Below are 16,887 nucleotides of genomic sequence, written 5' to 3'. Positions count from 1 at the left end.
CCTCAATCCAGCGTCGCGCCCGACTGCTTGACCAGCTTCTGGTGCTTCGCCAGTTCCGACTGGAAGAAGGCCGGCGCCGCATCGGGCCCGATGTCGAGCACCGCGAGCCCCTGCCCCGTGATGGCGGCCTGCGCCTCGGGCGACTTCATGGCCGCGCGGATCGCCGCGGCTGCCGCGTCCACCGCCGGCCTGGGCAGGCCCGCGGGACCGACCAGTGCGATCCAGGCATCGAATTCGTAGCCGGACACGCCGGCCTCGGCGAGCGTGGGAACCTCGGGCAGCGCGGCCGAACGCTGGCGGGTACTGACCGCGAGCGCGCGCAGCGTGCCGGCCTTGACCTGCGGCGCGACCTGCGAGACGGACACGAAGGCCAGGTTCACCTGGCCGCCGATCAGGTCGGTGATCAACGGGCCCGTGCCGCGGTAGGGCACGTGCTTCATGTCGATGCCGGTCTCGCTCACGAGCAGTTCGGCCGCGAGGTGCAGCGTGCTGCCGTTGCCGGCCGAGCCGTAGTTCAGGGTGCCGGGCTTGGCCTTGGCGTGGGCCAGGAGTTCCTTGACCGACTTCACGGGCAGGGCCGGGTTGACCACGAGCACCAGCGGCACGGTGGCGAGCACGGCGATCGGCGTGATGTCCTTGAGGCTGTCGAAGGGAATGGACTTGTAGATGCCGGGATTGATGACGTGGTTGGACGAGATCATGCCGAGCGTCAGCCCGTCCTTGGGCGCGCGCACGATCTGCTGCGTGCCCGGGATGCCGCCCGCGCCGGCGACGTTCTCCACCACCACCGGGTGGCCGGTGCCACGGCCCAGCGCGGGCGCGACGGCGCGCGCGACCGCGTCGACCGTGGAGCCCGCGGCGAGCGGCACGATCATGCGCAGCGGCTTGTCGCCGCCCAGGGCCTGGGCCCAGGCGCCGATCGGCGCGAGGGTGAACGCGGTCGCCATCGCGGCCAGCGCGCGGCGTTTCATCGAGATGCTCGTCATGGGGTCGTCTCCGTTGGTTTGAATCTTGTCGTTGGCGCTCAGGCCTCGCCATGCCTTGCGCGCAGCTGCGCGAAGGACAACAGCTCGCCCGCGATCGCGCTCGCGGCCACCGTGGGCGGGCTCGCGAGCCAGACGCTGCCGGGACCGCCGCGGCCCGGAAAGTTGCGGTTGATGGCGCTGACGGTGACCTGCGCGGCATGCGTGGATCCGCCAGGGCCGCAGTTGCCGCAGGCGCCGCACGAGGGCTGGAGGATGCGCGCGCCGACGCGCTCGAAGGCCTCGAGATAGCCGGCGGCGATGCAGTGGTCGCGCACGGCGGTGGTGCCGAACTGCAGGAACAGTTCGACGCCGGGCGCCACGCGCAGCCCGCGCGACGCGGCCCAGTGCAGCACCGCGTGGTAGTGCGCGAAGTCCTCGCGCTTGCCGGCGGTGCACGAGCCGCCATAGGCGATGTCCACGCGCACCGGCGCCGCGAGCGCCGCGAGCGGCAAGCCGTTGCCAGGGTCGCCAGGCGCGGCGAGCATGGCGCCGATCGCCGCGCAGTCGACATGCAGGGTCCGGTCGTACACCGCGCCCTCGTCGCTGCGCATCCAGGGCTCGAGTTCGAATTCGATGCCGCGCCGCTCGCGCAGGAAGCGCAGCGTCTCCTCGTCGGGCGCGACGATGCCGGTGAAGCCGCCGAGCTCGGCCGTCATGTTGGTGAGCGTCGCGCGTTCGTCGATGGACAGAGCCCGCACCGCGGCGCCCGTGAACTCGAACACCATGCCCACCCCGCCGCCCGCGCGGATGAAGGGCAGCGCCAGCAGGTGCAGCACCAGGTCCTTGGCCGTCACGCCCTCGGCGAGCCGGCCGGCGAGTTCGACGCGCAGCGAGCGCGGCATGGTGAGCCGCACGGCGCCGGTGACGAAGGCATTGGCCATGTCGGTGGTGCCGATGCCGAAGGCCACGCAGCCGAGCGCGCCGCTGTGCGGCGTGTGCGAATCGGTGCCGACGATCAGCTGGCCCGGCAGCGCATGGCGCTCGGCCACCATCGCATGCGAGATGCCGGCCACGTTCGAGCCGTCGTCGCGCGCGGCCTCGTCCTCGGTCGGCGTGCGATGGCTGCGCAGCGCGTACTGCGCGGCGAAGCGGCGCTGCGCCTCCACCATGCGATGCACGTTGGGCACCAGGCCACCGCGCACATGGGTCGGGCTTTCCTCCACGTAGGAGGTGTGGTCCTCGAACACGACGATGCTGTCGGGCCGGTGCAGTTCCAGGCGCGGACCGAAGGCGGCATGCAGCATGTGCGCGGCCATGCCGGTGTAGTACTCGTGGATGAAGCGCAGGTCGGCGCGCACGAAGGCGCCGTCGCCCGGCGCGGGCCGACCGCCGGTGACGGGCGTCGAGAGTGCATGCCGCTCGACGATCTTCTCGAACAGCGTGCGCGGACGTTCCGTGTCCGATGCCGGCGCGGCCTCGGGCTGCCGCAGGTGCGAGGCGCCGAAGCGCAGCAGCCCGCCGCTGCGCAGGATGGCGCAGGCCAGCGCATCGCGGCCCGCGAGCAACTCGTCGAGGTCGATCGCTTCGCCGGCCTCGATGCGCTCGACCAGGCCGAAATCGGTGGAAGTGAACAGGCCGATGTTGTCGGCGTTCTGGCGATAGATGCGTTCGAAGCTGCGCGCGATCACCAGCCGCACGCCGGCCAGCTTCTCGGCCGCGGGGCTGTGCTCGCGCGACGAGCCTTTGCCGTAGCGCCCGCCCGCCACCACGACCTCGATGCCCGAGGCGGCGATGGCGCCGGGCGCGATCGGCTTGCGGCCGTCGACCTCGAGGCCGGTGTAGGGAAAGCGGCCGAGCTGCTCGTCGTAGTGCGTGAGGATCGCGATCGGCGTGATCTCGTCGGTCGAGACGTCGTCGCGCAGCGCGCCGGCCGCGGCCAGGCTGGAGCGTCCACCGCGCAGCACGGCCTCGATGGCGTCGGGCGCGGTGCCGAGAAACAGGATGCGGGGATCGAAGCGAAGCGCCGCGTCGCCGAGCGGTTCTTCTTGTCTGTCGTGGAGCATGCCGCATGCTGCGGCCGCCGCCGGCGCGCGGGAAGCGCCAAGGCGGCAGAGGGGGTCACGCGAAACGCGTGATCAGGTGAAACCCGCGGCCGGCTCAGCCGCGCAGACTGTCGATCAGCGCAAGCACCAGGCGCGGCTGCGGCGAGCGGCGCAGGCTGTAGAGCTGCAGGTTGCGGTCGGCCCAGCGCTCGTCGAGCGGACGGCGCTCGAAGCGCGCGGTGCCCGCGAAGGCCGAGGCCGCGCTGCGCGGAATGATCGCGATGCCGAGCCCGGCCTCGACCATGCGGCAGACGGCGTCGAAGCTGCTGACCGACACCGTGGGCGAGAAGCGGCCGCCGCCGGCCTCGGCGCGCTCGTGCAGCGAGCGGTCGAGCGCGCCGCCCTGGTGCACGCCGATCAGCGGCTCGCGCAGCACGGCGGCGAAGGAGACGCTGTCGAGCGCGGCGAGCGCATGCCCCGCGGGCACCACCACCTGCAGCGGATCGTGCGCGAAATGCCAGGCCTCGAGCCCGGCCGGCACCGCCTGCTCCACGCCGACGCCGACGTCGGCGAGATCGTCGAGGCAGGCGCGCAGCACGTCGCGCGTGTCCTGCTCGTGCAGCGCCACGCGCGCCTGCGGATGCGCCTGCATGAAGCGCCGCAGCCGCTCGGGCAGGAAGCCGACCACGGCCGACATGTTGGCGTACAGCCGCACCGTGCCGCGCAGCTCGCCGCCCTCGCTCTGGACCTCGCGCGCCAGCGCCTCGAGGTCCTCGTCGATCTTGATGCCGCGCGTGAGCACCAGCCGGCCGGCGTCGGTCAGCGCGATGCCGCGCGGCGAGCGCACCAGCAGCGCGGTGCCGAAGGCGTGCTCGAGGTCGGTGATGCGCCGGCCCAGCGCGGAGGCCGCGATGTGCTCGCGCTCGGCCGCGCGCGCGATCGAGCCCGCCTGCGCGGCCGCGACGAAGAGGCGGATGCTGTAGGGATCGATGCGGCGTGCCATGGAGCGGGTGGGTGGAGGCTTCGCCGCATTCTCTCAGTCGCCCTCCGCGCCGATCGCGCCGCCGCTCAGACCAGCTGCAGCACCTGCGCCAGCGGCCGGCGCGGCTTGCGCGGCCAGTTCTGGGGCAAGGCATGGCCGATGGCCAGCAGCAGCACCGGGATCTCGTCGGCCGCCAGCGCGAAGGCCTCGGCGACCGCGGGCGCGTCGAAGCCGATCATCGGCGCGGAGCCGAGCCCCATCGCCTGCGCCGCATGGATCAGCGTGCCGGCGCCGAAGGTCGCGCTGCGCATCGCCTCGTCGCGCTGGCGCTGCGGCTGCTCGAAGTAGAGGCTCTTGGCGGCGCCCTCCCAGCCCGGGACCATCTCCGCCGGCATGAAGCCGGCCGCGACGGCGCCCGCGAGGCGATCGGGCAGCGTGCGGTGGTCGGCGAGCTGGCCGCAGACGATGAAGGTCACTGCGGCTTCGCTGACCTTGACCTGGTCCCAGGCCAGGGCGCGCAGCCGCGCTTTCCGCTCGGGCGTGCGCACGGCGACGAAGCGCCAGTTCTGCAGGTTGAACGAGGTCGGCGCGGTCGTGGCCAGGCGCACCAGCTCCTCGATGCGCTCGTCGTCGATGCCGCTCGCGGGATCGAACAGGTTGGTGGTGCGGCGCTCTTCGATGGCCTGGAGGATCGGGTTCGGATGGGACATGGAAATCTCCTTGGATGAAAGGGACGAACGCGTGCCGTCCTCCGCCCGCGCGCGGCGGCGCGAGCGGCTGGAACGGGACGCAGGGGATCGGGGGAGAAAGAGGCGCTAGACGATGCTGTCGACCACGCCGCCGTCGACGCGCAGCGCGGCGCCGGTGGTGGCCGAGGCCTGCTCGGAGCTGGCGTAGAGGATCATGTTCGCGACCTCTTCCACGTGCGCGGCGCGGCGGATGATCGACGTCGCCGAATGGGGCAGCTTCTCGGGGGTCGCGCGCCAGCGCGCCGTTGCCACCTCGACCGTGACCCTGGCCATCAACCAACTCGAGCAGGAGGTGGGCGCGCGGCTCATGCAGCGCTCGACGCGGCGGCTGGCCTTCACCCACGAGGGAGAGTCGCTGGTGGCGGATGCACGCCGCATCGTCTCGGAATGGGATGCGGCCCTGGGCGGCCTGCGCCAGCAGGGCGAACTGTCGGGCCCGGTGCGCGTCACCGCCACCAACGACTTCGGCCGCTCGCAGCTGCGGCCGCTGCTCGACGCCTTCCAGCAGCGCCATCCGCAGGTGCGCATCGGGCTGCATCTCAGCGACAGCACCATCGACCTGATCGAGACCCACATGGACCTCGCGATCCGCTTCGGCCCGCTGCCCGACTCGAACCTGCAGGCCCGCCTGCTGGTGCCCGGCGAGCGGCTGGTCTGCGCCGCGCCGGCCTACTGGAACGCGCGCGGCCGGCCGGCCCATCCTGGTGAGCTGGCGCAGCACAACTGCCTGGTGCTCGCAAGGCCCGGCGCGCCGCTCGCGGCCTGGACCTTTCGCGATGGCGATCGGTCCTTCAACGTCAAGGTGTCGGGCGACCGCGAGGCCAGCGACGGCTCGGTGCTGCGCGAATGGGCCGTGAACGGCACGGGCGTGATCTTCAAGAACCGGCAGGACATACGCCACGAACTGGCGGCCGGCGCGCTCGAGGTGGTACTGGGCAACTACGTGGCCGGGCCGATCGACCTGTTCGCGGTCTTCCCCGGCGGTGCGCCCAGCCGGCGCGTGGCGGCGCTGGTGGATTTCCTCGCGGCCGCGCTGCAATCGCCGGCCGCCTGAGCCTGCCGGGACTCGGCGCTCAAGGCGCGAGGCTCAGAAATGTCAGAAATGGCCCTGCGCGTCGCCCGTGCGGTCGTGCACCCATCGCATGGCCTGCAGCTGGGCTTGCCGCAGCGCCTCCTCGGCACTGCCGTGGCCGAGGTCGTCCGCGGGCAGTTCATCGGCGATGAAGGCGGGCCCGCCCGCATAGTCGAGCCGCGCCAGGTAGCGGCCGCTGCCGTCGGGTTCCGCACGGCAGATGAACGCGTGTTCCCACAGGTCGATTCTTTCCTCGAAGCTCATTCGGATGGTCCTCTCGTTGTCCAGGTCTTCAATGACTGGAAACGAGTCTATGGACGGCGCGGCCGCGCCGCGTAGGAGCCGCCCGCGTGGGTGGGTGGGTCGGCAGGCGGGACGCGCGGATGCGACGGCTCAAGTTGTCGATAGCCTCATTCCTGAGGAGTCCGCCGAACCGTCACGCGTCAGCCTTGATGCTTCGTTGAAGCAGTTGCTTTCGTCGCGCGCCGAAGTCCGCTTCGACCTCGTCATGCGGGCGCCCCTCTCCGACTCGCACGTCGCGTCGACCGGCCTCCACCTTTCGCGCCACTAATGCTTCGAGTTCCGGAACCTCGCGCTGATTGCGCACGAACTCGCGCAGCTCGGACTTCAGCTTCATCGTGAATGCGGATTCCTTGGACATAGCGACCCTCCTCGCAAAAAACGAAATTTACTGTCTGCGAACCCACTCCCGATACACAGCGATACGCAGCCCCGGCCCCTGTCCACTCCCGCGAATGAACATCCGCCCCATCGATCGCCAGGCACCGCGAACAACACCGGCGCGACAGGCCTTCGGCCCGATGCCATCCACCACCATTCGCAAGGAGTTCCCATGACGCTTTCCTCCCCGCTCGAGCGCCGCTCGTTCCTCGCCAAGGCCGCCATCGGCCTCGCCACGGCCCAGTTCGCGGCGGTCGTTCCCGCGTTCGCGCAGTCGAACACGACGTCCGCCGGCGGCACGCCGCGGCGCCTCGAGCCGCTCAAGCACATCGATGCGGGCGTGCTCAACGTGGCCTATTTCGAGGCCGGCCCCGCCAACGGCGCGCCGGTGCTCCTGCTGCATGGCTGGCCCTACGACATCCACATGTTCGTCGACGTCGCGCCGCTGCTCGCGGCCGCGGGCTTTCGCGTGATCGTGCCCTACCTGCGCGGCTACGGCGCCACGCGCTTCCTCTCGGCCGACACGCCGCGCAACGGCCAGCAGTCGGTGGTGGCGGCCGACATCTTCGCGCTGATGGACGCGCTGCGGATCCGCAGCGCCACGGTCGCGGGCTGCGACTGGGGCGCGCGCACGGCCTGCATCATGGCGGCGCTGCAGCCCGAGCGCGTGAAGGCGCTGGTGTCGGTCAGCGGCTACCTGATCGGCAGCCAGGAGGCCGGCAAGAACCCGCTGCCGCCCGAGGCCGAGTTCCAGTGGTGGTACCAGTACTACTTCGCGACCGAGCGCGGCCGCCTGGGCTACGACAGGAACCGCAACGCGTTCTCGAAGCTGATCTGGCAGCTCGCCTCGCCGAAGTGGAACTTCGATGCCGCGACCTTCGAACGCAGCGCGCGCGCCTTCGACAACCCCGACCACGTCGCGATCGTGGTCCACAACTACCGCTGGCGCCTCGGCCTGGCCGAGGGGGAAGCCCAGTACCAGCCGCTCGAGGACCGGCTCGCCAAGGCACCCGCGATCACGGTGCCGACCATCACGCTCGAGGGCGATGCCAACGGCGCGCCGCATCCCGAGCCCGCGAGCTACGCGAAGAAGTTCTCGGGCTTCTACGAGCACCGGCAGGTCGACGGCGGCATCGGCCACAACCTGCCGCAGGAAGCGCCCCAGGCCTTCGCGACCGCCGTGGTGGACGTGGCGCGACGCGCCGTCTGAGCCAGGTCTGGCCGCCACCTCGGCAGCCAGAAGTGCCAAAAAGTAGACACTTATGTTTTCATTTATTGAAAGATTTCTAAAGCTTTAGTTACACTGTCGGCTTCGAGGGTCAGACGGCGCAGACCGGTCCCGCCCTGAGGGGGTACGCGAGTACCCCTTTGTTCATTTGTTCGTGTCCGGCTTGCCGCCGCCTTGCGTCCACACGCGGGGAGGCTGTGCGTCGGCGCCAGCCACTGATTCCTCGAAATGCACGTACTGTCGATCTTCGGGACCCGTCCCGAGGCCATCAAGATGGCCCCCCTCGTCGCCGCCCTGCGCCGCGAGCCGCGCGTGCGCAGCTCGGTGTGCGTGACCGGCCAGCACCGCGAGATGCTGACCCAGGTGATGTCGCTGTTCGACCTCGAGGCCGACCACGACCTCGACGTGATGCGGCCCAATCAGTCGCTCAACGGGCTCTACGGCCGCCTGATCGCGGGCGCCGACGCGGTGCTCGAGGCCGAGCAGCCCGACTGCGTGCTCGTGCACGGCGACACCACCACCGCCGCGGCCTGCGCCATGGCCGCCTTCCATCGCCGCATTCCGGTCGGCCACGTCGAGGCCGGCCTGCGCAGCGGCGACATCCGCTCGCCCTTCCCCGAGGAACTCAACCGCCGCTTCGTCGATTCGGTCAGCAGCTGGATGTTCGCGCCCACGCCCTCCTCGCGCGACGCGCTGCTCGCCGAGAAGCCGCCGGGGCGCATCTGGGTCACGGGCAACACGGTGATCGACGCGCTCGCGGCCACGGTCGAGCGGCTCGAGTCCGACCGCCCGCTGGCCGCCACGCTCGCGAAGCGCCACGGCTGGGTCGATGCCAGGCGCCGGCTGGTGCTGGTCACCGGCCACCGCCGCGAGAACTTCGGCGAGGGCTTTCGCAACATCTGCACTGCGCTGCGCGAGCTGGCGCAGCGCGACGACGTGCAGATCGTCTACCCGGTGCACCTGAACCCCAACGTGCACGACGTGGTGAAGGCCCAGCTGTCGGGCCTGCCCAACGTGCACCTGATCGCACCGCTGGGCTACCTCGACTTCGTCTGGTTCATGCAGCGCGCCTACCTGATCCTGACCGACTCGGGCGGCGTGCAGGAAGAGGCGCCCTCGCTGGGCAAGCCGGTGCTGGTGATGCGCGACGTGACCGAACGCCCCGAGGCCGTGGCCGCGGGCACCGTGCGGCTGGTGGGCACCTCGCCCGAGCGCATCGTGGGCGAGGCGCGCCGCCTGCTCGACGACCCCGCCGTGCACGCCGAGTTCTGCCGTCGCGGCAATCCCTACGGCGACGCGCGCGCGAGCCAGCGCATCGTGGACGTGCTGTGCGAGCGGCACACCGCCGAGTTCGTGCCATGAGCGCCGAGCGCCGTCCCTCTTTTTTCCAAGTCTTTCTGCCGAGTCTTTCCATGCCTTCTCTGTTCTCGCGGCGCATCGCCCTACTCGCACCCACGGCCCTGCTCGCCCTGAGCACCGCCTTCCTCGCGCACGCCAGCCCCGCGAGCGACGCGCTGCAGCGCCTGCAGGGCGAGACCTGGGTCAACCGCAGCTTCGCGCTGTCGGACCTGGGCATCGGCGACACCGTGCTGCTCAACGGCTTCGACAGCCGCCAGGAGTTCTACCTGCCGGTGCCGCGCGGCCTTGCATTGACCGAGGCCAGCATCGACTTCAGCGGCCGCTATCACAAGGCCGAGGGCGGCAGCACCTCGATGCTGCTGACGGTCAACGGCCGGCCGGTGCAGGCGCGCCGCATCGAGGCGGCCGAGGGCGACGCGAGCCAGAGCCTCAAGGTCGACACCGGCGTCGCGCGCACGGCGAACTTCGTGCGCCTCGGCGTCCAGTGGTCGAACAACGTGGCGCGCCGCGTCTGCGAACTCGAACGCTCGACCGGCAACGTGCTCGCGATCTCGCCCGAGACGCGCTTCAATTACCGCTTCAGCAGCGGCGCGCTGACCAGCCTCGCCGACGCCTGGGCCACGCTGCCCGCGCGCCCGGTCCTGCTGGTGGCTTCGCGCAATCTCTCGAAGACCAGCTACGACAGCGCCTGGCGCCTCGGCGTTGCGCTCGAGCAGGCCAACCGCCGCGTGCAGATCCAGGCCTTCCCGGTGGCCGGCGATGTCGTCGACACCTCGGGCTGGCAGGTGCCCGCGGGGCTCGCCGCGCTGCCGGCCTTCGCCGGTCTCGCCGGCGGCAATGCGCGCTACGAACTCAAGAACGAGGCCGAGGTCGGCGCGCTGCTGGTGCTCGGCGCCACCGCGGCCAGCGGCGACCTGCTGGTGGCCGACACGGCGCTGCGCCAGCAGATCGCCAAGGCGCTCGAGGCACTGGCCGTGCAGTTCGCGGGCGACGCCGACGCGCTGCGCGCCTTCGCGCTCTGGCGCGAGCAACAGACCGCGCTCGCCGCGGATGCCGGCAGCGCCGGCCAGGTGCGCCTCGCCACGCTGGGCGCGCATCCGGTGATCGTGGTGCCCGAGAACGCGGGCGCGCAGGCGGCCGGCGTTTTCGCCGAGACCTGGCGCAACCTGCTGGTGTCGCGCCAGGCCGGCGTGCGCACGGCCGACGCGCCCGATGCGAGCGAACGTCCGGCGATCCGCCTCAACAGCCTCGGCGCCAGCGAGGCCGGCTTCGACGTGGTGTCGCGCGGCGAGTGGACCGCCACCCTGCCGCTGGGCGTGGTCGCGGCCAACGGCCGCATGCCTTCCGAGCTGGTGATCGACGTGGCGGCCGCGCCCGGCGCCTCGTCCACGCGTCCCGTGGCCTCTGTGTTCTGGAACGACGTGCTGCTGTCGGCCAAGCGCCTGGAGGCCGATGGCCGACCCGAGCGCCTCGATGCGCGCATTCCCGGCTATGCGCTGGGCCTGAGCAACGTGGTGCGCGTGTCCTTCCAGCGCCAGCCCTATTCGAACGACTGCCAGGAGATGCCGCAGGGCTTCCCGGTCAACGTGCTGCCCACCAGTTTCGTGCGCGCGGGCGACGCGCGGCCCGATGGCAGCTTCGTCGGCCTGCTGCCGCTGATGTCGGGCAACCCGCAGGTCGCCGTGCCGCAGGCCTGGCTGGCCGACGCGCCCGCGAGCCTCGCGCGCCTGGTGCGCATGGCCGTGGCCGCCGGCGTGACGCCGGTGCGCTCCGAGCTGGTGGTGGCCCAGTCCGGCGCCTTCTCGCCGACCCGGCCCTTCCTCGCGCTGCAGGTGGCGGTCGACGGCGCCGCCTCGAAGGTGGAGGTCAAGGACGCGAGCCTGCGCATCCATGGCCGCAAGGCGCCGTGGCTCGAGCTCGACGACCTGTCGCAGCTCAGCGCCATCGAGGTGAGCCGCGCGCATGGCCAGGACGGCATGCAGTGGCAGCCGATCGGCGCGCGCGCCGTGGTGCCGGCCAAGCCCTTCGTGCTGAACCGCGGCGACATCGCGATGCTCGGCGCCGACGGCCCCGTGAGCTGGCTCGACAGCGGCAATCCCGCGGACGAGAGCGCGCGCCGCGGCGGCGAAGGCGCGTTCTTCGAATGGCGCTCGTACGCCGCCTGGGGCATGCCGGTGATCGGCGTGGCCGTGTTCGCGCTGCTGCTGCTGATCCTGCTGGCCTGGCGCGCGCGGCGCCGCCATGCGCGCAAGTCGCAGCAGTAAGGACCCGACCGAAGCCGCATGTTCGAGCTCTACGGACCCTTCCTGCTGGCCGACTACTACCGCGGTCTGGAGATCGTGACCGCGGTCGTCGGCGTGGTGATCCTGCTGTCGAGCATCGACGACCTGTTCGTCGATGCCTGGTACTGGGTGCGCGAGATCTACCGCTCGCTGACCGTGCGCCGCCGCTACCGGCGCCTGACCGCCGCGCAGCTGCGCGCGGCGCGCGAGCAGCCGATGGCCATCATGGTGCCGGCCTGGCTCGAGTACGACGTGATCGCGCCGATGCTCGCCAACATGGTGTCGACGCTCGAGTACAAGAACTACGCCATCTTCGTCGGCACCTACCGCAACGATGCGCGCACCATCGCCGAAGTGGAGCGCATGCGCCGGCGCTACCGCCAGCTGGTGCGCGTGGAGGTGCCGCACGACGGCCCCACCTGCAAGGCCGACTGCCTCAACTGGGTGGTGCAGGCGCTGTTCCAGCACGAGCGCACCATGGGCGAGCCCTTCGCGGGCGTCGTGCTGCACGACAGCGAGGACGTGCTGCATCCGCTCGAGCTCAAGTACTTCAACTACCTGCTGCCGCGCATGGATTTCATCCAGCTGCCCGTGACCTCGCTCGAGCGCCACTGGTTCGAGCTGGTGGCCGGCACCTACATGGACGAGTTCGCCGAGTGGCACAGCAAGGACCTCGTGGTGCGCGAGAGCCTGTCGCGCATGGTGCCCTCGGCCGGCGTCGGCACCTGCTTCTCGCACCGCGCGCTGCAGACGCTGGCCGCAGAGCTCGACAACCAGCCCTTCAACACCGCCAGCCTGACCGAGGACTACGACATCGGCGCGCGCCTGGGCCGGCTCGGCATGAAGCAGATCTTCGGCAAGTTCGACGTCGAGTACGTGACGCGGCGCACCGCCTGGTTCGGCGCCGGCCGCGAGAAGCTCGGCTCGCTGCGCATGCCGCTGGGCGTGCGCGAATACTTCCCCGACACCTTCCGCACCGCCTACCGCCAGAAGGCGCGCTGGACCCTGGGCATCGGCCTGCAGGGCTGGGAGCAGATGGGCTGGGCCGGCTCGCTGGCCACCAAGTACCTGCTTTTCCGCGACCGCAAGGGCCTGTTCACCGCCTTCGTGGCCATCCTCGGCTATTTGCTGATGCTCAATTTCCTCCTCTTCTTCTTCGCCGACGCCATGGGCTGGTGGACCGTCTACTACCCGTCGATCTTCCAGTCGGGCGGCTGGCTCATGACGGTGATGGAGCTCAATGCCGTGGCGCTGCTGCTGCGCTTCGCGCAGCGCTTCCATTTCGTGTCGGCGCTCTATGGCTGGGAGCACGGGCTGCTGTCGATCCCGCGCATGGTGATCGGCAACTTCATCAACGCCATGGCCGCGGCGCGCGCATGGAAGCTGTTCCTCTCGCACAAGTTGTTCGGCAAGCGGCTGGTGTGGGACAAGACCATGCACGACTTCCCATCGGCCGACCAACTGGTGCAGCAGCGCCAGCGGCTGGGCGAAGTGCTGCTGTCGTGGCGCGCCATCGACGAGACGCAGCTCGACAACGCGCTCACGATCCAGCGCGGCACGGGCCGCAAGCTCGGCAGCATCCTGCTCGAGCAGGGCTGGCTCGACGCGGGCACGCTCGAAGAGGCGATCTCGTTCCAGCGCGGCGATTCGGTGCTGGCGCCGCTCGCGCCGCAGGGCGCGCAGGGAGTGCCGGCATGAAGGGGCTCGACAACCGCACGCTGCTGGCGGTCGCGCTGGCCGCGGCCTGGCCCGCGGTGCCCGCGTTCGCCGCCGTGCATTCGCTGCCGGCCGCGCCTTCGCCCTCGACGTCGGCTTCAACCGCTTCCACGCCCGGCGCCGCGCCGGCGCCGACGCGCACCGCGCCGCGCAAGCGCTCATCGCATGGCCGTGCCTGGCAACTGGCCGACCAGGCCTTCAAGGCCTATGGCCGCGGCGACTTCGAGACCGCGCTCGCGCGCGCCGATGCCGCCTTGCGGCTGCAACCCGCGGCGCAGCGCGTGCACCTGCTGCGCGTGTATGCGCTGCAGAAGCTGGGGCGCAACGACGAGGCCGCGCGCGCGGCCGAGCGTGCCATCGACCAGGGCCATGGCAACGCGGCGCTGCGCACGGCACTGGCCAACCTGCGCGCCACGCCCGCCGACGGCACGCCCGGCACCGAGGCCTACCGCGCGGGCTTCCCGCTCGCGGCGCAGGCCTACCGCGACTACGCCGAGGGCCGCGATGCCGAGGCGGCGAGGTCGGCCGAACAAGCGGTGCGCGCCGATCCGAGCCAGGGCCCCTGGGTGCTGCTGTGGCTCGACGCGCTCGCACGGCAGCAGCGCTCCGACGAAATCGTGCAGGCGGTAGCCACCGCGCTGGAGCTGGGCGCGCCGAACGCCGCCGAGATCGCCGCGCGCGTGCGGCAGGCCAGTCGTTCGATCGCGCTGCGGCATGCGCAGAAAGCCTACGACGCCCTGTCGCGCCAGCAGCCGCGCGCGGCGGTCGACGAGGCCCGCGAGGCGGTGCGCATCGCGCCCGATGTCGCGAGCCATCGCCAGTTGCTGATCGATGCACTGCAGGCCGTGCCCGACCTGGAAGGTGCCGAACAGGCGACCACCGATGCCTTGGCCGCGCAGGACGACGGCGCGGCATTGCGGCTGCAGCGCGCCTACCTGCGCCAGCAGCTGTCGCGCGGCGGCGAGGCGCAACAGGATGTCGATGCCGTGATCGCCGATGCGCAGGTCGACGAGATACAGCGCCGCGACGCGCGCCTGATCGGTGTCGACCTCGCGCTGGCCGCGCGCGACGGCGAGCGCGCGCGCGCGCTGCTCGCGCCGCTGCCGCCCGACGACACGCAGGTGCGCTCGCGCCGCCAGCGGGCCGAGGATGCGGCGAGCGGCTGGGGCTCGCCTGCCACGCCGCCGGTCACCGCCTATGCGCCCGTGAAGCTCTGCAACGACACGCCCGAGGGCCCGGCCTGCGCGCTCGCGCCCTGGGACTCGCCGCAGGCCGGCGATGCCGCCACGCGCGCCTACGCAGCCTATGCGCAGAAGCGCTATCCCGAGGCCATCGCGCTGGCGAAGCAGGCCGCGGCCGAACGGCCCGACGACGCATCGCGCCAGAGGCTGCTGACCACCACGCTCGCCGCGGGCACGACCGCGGAACGCCAGCAGGCGCTGCAGCGGCTCGACACCGCGATCGCCGCGCAGCCCGCCAACGCCACCCTGTTGCGCCAGCGCGGCTACCTGCACATCGCCAACAAGGACCCGGCGCTCGCGCTGCAGGACTTCGTCGCGGCCCGCAACACCGGCCAGGCCCCGCGCAGCAACCTGCTCGACGAGGCGCAGGCGGCCGCCGGCACCGGCGACCGCGCCGGCGCGGCCGCCACGTTGCGCCAGGCCGTCGACGACGAGGACGTGGGCTGGCTCTCGCTCGACCGTCAACAGCTCCACGACCTGCGCAGCACCATCGCCAGCTATTCGCGCGAATGGGGCGTCAACAGCACCGTCGGCTACCGCGGCGCTCATGCCGCCTCCTTCGGGCTGCCCGGCCAGCCGGTGGCCGTGCCCGGCAACGCGAGCTTCAACACCACCGAGGTGTTCTGGCGTCCGAGCGGCATTCTCAACACCAACCGCAGCATCTTCGACGTCTACGGCCGCCTCTCGACCACCCTGCACGCCGGCACCGACGTGACCGCCGCGCAGCTCGTGCAGAACCCTTGCGGCGGCATCGGCATCACGCCCGAGCAGCGCACCCGCGGCATCGCGGGCCTGCCCTCGACCAGCGGCGCCCTCGGCGTGCGCTACACGCCCGACACGTCGACCGGCCTCACCTTCGGCCTCGAGCGGCAGTTCATGCTGGGCAGCGCCACGCGTTCCGGCACCATCGATCCCGCGCCCGCGAGCCTGCGCTGCCAGCTCAACAACCGCTCCGCGGCCCTCGACTACCGCGCCGACACGGGTTCGGGCGGCTGGCAGGCCTACCTGCTCTACGGCTTCTACGAGGGCACAGGCCTGCGCGTGGACACGCGCAGCTGGTTCACCATGGAGGGCTACCTGCAGGCCGGCTACACCCTGCTCGACATGCCGGCCGCCTACACCGTGCGCGACACCGCCGGCAACGTGCTCGCCGACGGCAGCGGCCGCCTCAAGCGCGGCCAGGGCTTCGCGGCCGGCGAGGTGCGCATCGGGCGCAGCTTCGTCACCGACTACAACGATCGCCTCGTGTTCTTCCCCCACGTCACGCTCGCCGCGGACTGGTTCTCCAACCGCAACCGCGCGAGCGGCGTGCCGATCGCGGGCTTCGACAGCGTGGCCCTGTCCGACCGCGGATCGAGCTGGTCGGCCGGCGCGGGCGCGGGCATCACCCTGCGCTACTGGTTCAACGAGGATCGCTACAACGCGCAGCGCTCGCACGTGGATGCGAGCTTGCAGTACCGGACCACGCTGGGAGGGGTGGCGGGGCGAGCGAAGGGGGTGTTCTTGAATCTGACGTTGTCGTACTAGGCCCATGCGGGCCCGGTCGACGACCGCAGGCACATCAAGGATGCGTGCTCGGTTCGGATCGGTCTCTCGCTAGACGGATCTCCGTGATCAGCATCCCGGCCACGATCAATGCGGCACCGATCCAGTTCTGAAGCGTCAGTCGATCGCCGGCGAGAAAGTAGCCGAACAGGCCGCCGAATACCGGCTCCAGAACGATGATCAGAGCGATCCTGTTGGGTGATGAGGCGACTTGCGCTTTGGTTTGCACATAGAAGCCAAGCGCTGTGCCAAGGACTCCGATCACGAGTATCGCGTTGACCGCCGCCCCGGCTGTAGGAATGGCCCACTCCCCCAACACAACCGATTGGGCCAAAGACAGAAGTCCGACGACGGATATCTGAATCAGCGCGATATTGAAGGCATCTGCCATCTTGCTGGCGCGAGATAGAAGAATGATATGCAACGCAAATGAAGCCGCGCACATCAACACCAGCAGATCGCCCCATCGAACACTCAGACCTTTCAGTGTCAGCAAGGCCAATCCGATCGTCGCCAGAAAAATGCCAACGACCTGCCGTCTTTCGGGCTTCACATGGCGCCAGAAGAACAGCAGCAGCGGCGTGAAGATCACCGCCAAGCCCGTGATGAAGGCGGCATTCGAGGCCGAGGTGAACTTCAGTCCCTTGGTTTGAAAGAGAAAGGCGAGGTAGAGGGCCATCCCCACCATGCTTCCCTGCACGAGATCGATCTTCGAGATACGCCGCCGACGCGCGGCGGCCATCAACAACATCGCAACCGCTGCCACGAGAAATCTGCAGGCATTGAAGGCCGAGTCGCTCATGCCATTCAAGGCATCGTGAATGGCGACGAATGACCATCCCCACAGCGCCGCGACGAATATCAAAGCGACCTCCCATTGCCGCCTTCGATGATGTGTCTGTTCGATTGAATTCATCATGACTTTCGGATTTCCAGAACAGGGGAACATCCGGTTCGAGCGCCGTTATTCCTCGGCGCGAATTATCAAAACCCACCCGTAAGAAGTGGCGGACCGAGTGTCAGTT

At 70.6% G+C, this 16,887-nt stretch carries 13 protein-coding genes and 1 pseudogene; 6 read left to right on the top strand and 8 right to left on the bottom strand.

Translation table 11 applies throughout. From position 1 onward, the window contains the following. Positions 1–2 precede the first annotated feature (2 nt). From KV106_RS16970 to KV106_RS16950, 5 genes and pseudogenes are all read right to left on the bottom strand, one after another. Positions 3–986, bottom strand: a complete 984-nt coding sequence (locus tag KV106_RS16970) for a Bug family tripartite tricarboxylate transporter substrate binding protein (protein ID WP_261211227.1) — start codon at positions 984–986, stop codon at positions 3–5. A 38-nt stretch (positions 987–1,024) separates the two neighbouring features. Beyond that, positions 1,025–3,028 carry an aconitase family protein gene (locus KV106_RS16965; RefSeq protein WP_261211225.1) on the bottom strand — a complete coding sequence of 668 codons (2,004 nt, stop codon included), beginning with the start codon at positions 3,026–3,028 and terminating at the stop codon, positions 1,025–1,027. A 94-nt stretch (positions 3,029–3,122) separates the two neighbouring features. Further along, positions 3,123–4,010 carry a LysR family transcriptional regulator gene (locus KV106_RS16960; protein WP_261211223.1) on the bottom strand — a complete coding sequence of 296 codons (888 nt, stop codon included), beginning with the start codon at positions 4,008–4,010 and terminating at the stop codon, positions 3,123–3,125. Between the two features lie 65 nt (positions 4,011–4,075). Continuing rightward, positions 4,076–4,699, bottom strand: coding sequence for a nitroreductase family protein (locus tag KV106_RS16955; RefSeq protein WP_261211222.1), 624 nt, complete (start codon positions 4,697–4,699; stop codon positions 4,076–4,078). A 105-nt stretch (positions 4,700–4,804) separates the two neighbouring features. After that, positions 4,805–4,948, bottom strand: a pseudogene (locus tag KV106_RS16950) (SDR family oxidoreductase); the annotation flags it as partial. On the opposite strand from KV106_RS16950, the gene KV106_RS16945 reads away from it, so the two are divergent. Further along, on the top strand, positions 4,929–5,792 hold the full coding sequence (locus KV106_RS16945; protein ID WP_261211221.1) for a LysR family transcriptional regulator: 864 nt from the start codon (positions 4,929–4,931) through the stop codon (positions 5,790–5,792). The pseudogene KV106_RS16950 and the gene KV106_RS16945 sit on opposite strands and share 20 nt — an antisense overlap. A gap of 42 nt (positions 5,793–5,834) precedes the next feature. On the opposite strand, the gene KV106_RS16940 is transcribed toward KV106_RS16945, so the two are convergent. Together KV106_RS16940 and KV106_RS16935 are read right to left on the bottom strand one after the other, a co-directional pair. Then, positions 5,835–6,074 (bottom strand): hypothetical protein, encoded by a 240-nt coding sequence (locus KV106_RS16940; protein WP_057594656.1) that lies wholly within the window; start codon positions 6,072–6,074, stop codon positions 5,835–5,837. 172 nt (positions 6,075–6,246) lie between these two features. Continuing rightward, positions 6,247–6,471 (bottom strand): antitoxin of toxin-antitoxin stability system, encoded by a 225-nt coding sequence (locus KV106_RS16935; RefSeq protein WP_261211220.1) that lies wholly within the window; start codon positions 6,469–6,471, stop codon positions 6,247–6,249. Positions 6,472–6,663: 192 nt separating this feature from the next. On the opposite strand from KV106_RS16935, the gene KV106_RS16930 reads away from it, so the two are divergent. The 5 genes from KV106_RS16930 (at position 6,664) to KV106_RS16910 (ending at position 15,844) form a co-directional block, all read left to right on the top strand. Further along, positions 6,664–7,701, top strand: a complete 1,038-nt coding sequence (locus tag KV106_RS16930) for an alpha/beta fold hydrolase (protein ID WP_261211219.1) — start codon at positions 6,664–6,666, stop codon at positions 7,699–7,701. A 246-nt stretch (positions 7,702–7,947) separates the two neighbouring features. After that, positions 7,948–9,081, top strand: coding sequence for a non-hydrolyzing UDP-N-acetylglucosamine 2-epimerase (wecB, locus tag KV106_RS16925; RefSeq protein WP_261211218.1), 1,134 nt, complete (start codon positions 7,948–7,950; stop codon positions 9,079–9,081). A 50-nt stretch (positions 9,082–9,131) separates the two neighbouring features. Next, positions 9,132–11,342 carry a cellulose biosynthesis cyclic di-GMP-binding regulatory protein BcsB gene (locus KV106_RS16920; RefSeq protein WP_261211217.1) on the top strand — a complete coding sequence of 737 codons (2,211 nt, stop codon included), beginning with the start codon at positions 9,132–9,134 and terminating at the stop codon, positions 11,340–11,342. A gap of 18 nt (positions 11,343–11,360) precedes the next feature. Next, entirely contained in the window at positions 11,361–13,058 is a 1,698-nt protein-coding gene (locus tag KV106_RS16915) for a glycosyl transferase family protein (RefSeq protein ID WP_261211215.1), read from the top strand. Next, complete coding sequence (locus KV106_RS16910; protein WP_261211213.1) at positions 13,055–15,844, top strand: NfrA family protein; 2,790 nt, start codon at positions 13,055–13,057, stop codon at positions 15,842–15,844. Before KV106_RS16915 ends, KV106_RS16910 begins: the two co-directional genes overlap by 4 nt. Before the next feature lie 34 nt (positions 15,845–15,878). Here KV106_RS16910 and KV106_RS16905 read toward each other — a convergent pair whose 3' ends face one another. Continuing rightward, on the bottom strand, positions 15,879–16,778 hold the full coding sequence (locus KV106_RS16905) for a DMT family transporter (RefSeq protein ID WP_261211211.1): 900 nt from the start codon (positions 16,776–16,778) through the stop codon (positions 15,879–15,881). Between the last annotated feature and the right edge of the window lie 109 nt (positions 16,779–16,887).

This window comes from Variovorax endophyticus (assembly GCF_025376855.1).
Taxonomy (GTDB): domain Bacteria; phylum Pseudomonadota; class Gammaproteobacteria; order Burkholderiales; family Burkholderiaceae_C; genus Variovorax.
This window is presented reverse-complemented; position numbering and strand designations above follow the sequence as displayed.

Excerpts from the sequence above, each read along its gene's own strand:
- KV106_RS16970 (WP_261211227.1), bottom strand. The coding sequence starts at position 986 with ATGACGAGCATCTCGATGAAACGCCGCGCGCTGGCCGCGATGGCGACC.
- KV106_RS16965 (WP_261211225.1), bottom strand. The coding sequence starts at position 3,028 with ATGCTCCACGACAGACAAGAAGAACCGCTCGGCGACGCGGCGCTTCGC.
- KV106_RS16960 (WP_261211223.1), bottom strand. The coding sequence starts at position 4,010 with ATGGCACGCCGCATCGATCCCTACAGCATCCGCCTCTTCGTCGCGGCC.
- KV106_RS16955 (WP_261211222.1), bottom strand. The coding sequence starts at position 4,699 with ATGTCCCATCCGAACCCGATCCTCCAGGCCATCGAAGAGCGCCGCACC.
- KV106_RS16945 (WP_261211221.1), top strand. The coding sequence starts at position 4,929 with ATGATCGACGTCGCCGAATGGGGCAGCTTCTCGGGGGTCGCGCGCCAG.
- KV106_RS16940 (WP_057594656.1), bottom strand. The coding sequence starts at position 6,074 with ATGAGCTTCGAGGAAAGAATCGACCTGTGGGAACACGCGTTCATCTGC.
- KV106_RS16935 (WP_261211220.1), bottom strand. The coding sequence starts at position 6,471 with ATGTCCAAGGAATCCGCATTCACGATGAAGCTGAAGTCCGAGCTGCGC.
- KV106_RS16930 (WP_261211219.1), top strand. The coding sequence starts at position 6,664 with ATGACGCTTTCCTCCCCGCTCGAGCGCCGCTCGTTCCTCGCCAAGGCC.
- wecB (WP_261211218.1), top strand. The coding sequence starts at position 7,948 with ATGCACGTACTGTCGATCTTCGGGACCCGTCCCGAGGCCATCAAGATG.
- KV106_RS16920 (WP_261211217.1), top strand. The coding sequence starts at position 9,132 with ATGCCTTCTCTGTTCTCGCGGCGCATCGCCCTACTCGCACCCACGGCC.
- KV106_RS16915 (WP_261211215.1), top strand. The coding sequence starts at position 11,361 with ATGTTCGAGCTCTACGGACCCTTCCTGCTGGCCGACTACTACCGCGGT.
- KV106_RS16910 (WP_261211213.1), top strand. The coding sequence starts at position 13,055 with ATGAAGGGGCTCGACAACCGCACGCTGCTGGCGGTCGCGCTGGCCGCG.
- KV106_RS16905 (WP_261211211.1), bottom strand. The coding sequence starts at position 16,778 with ATGAATTCAATCGAACAGACACATCATCGAAGGCGGCAATGGGAGGTC.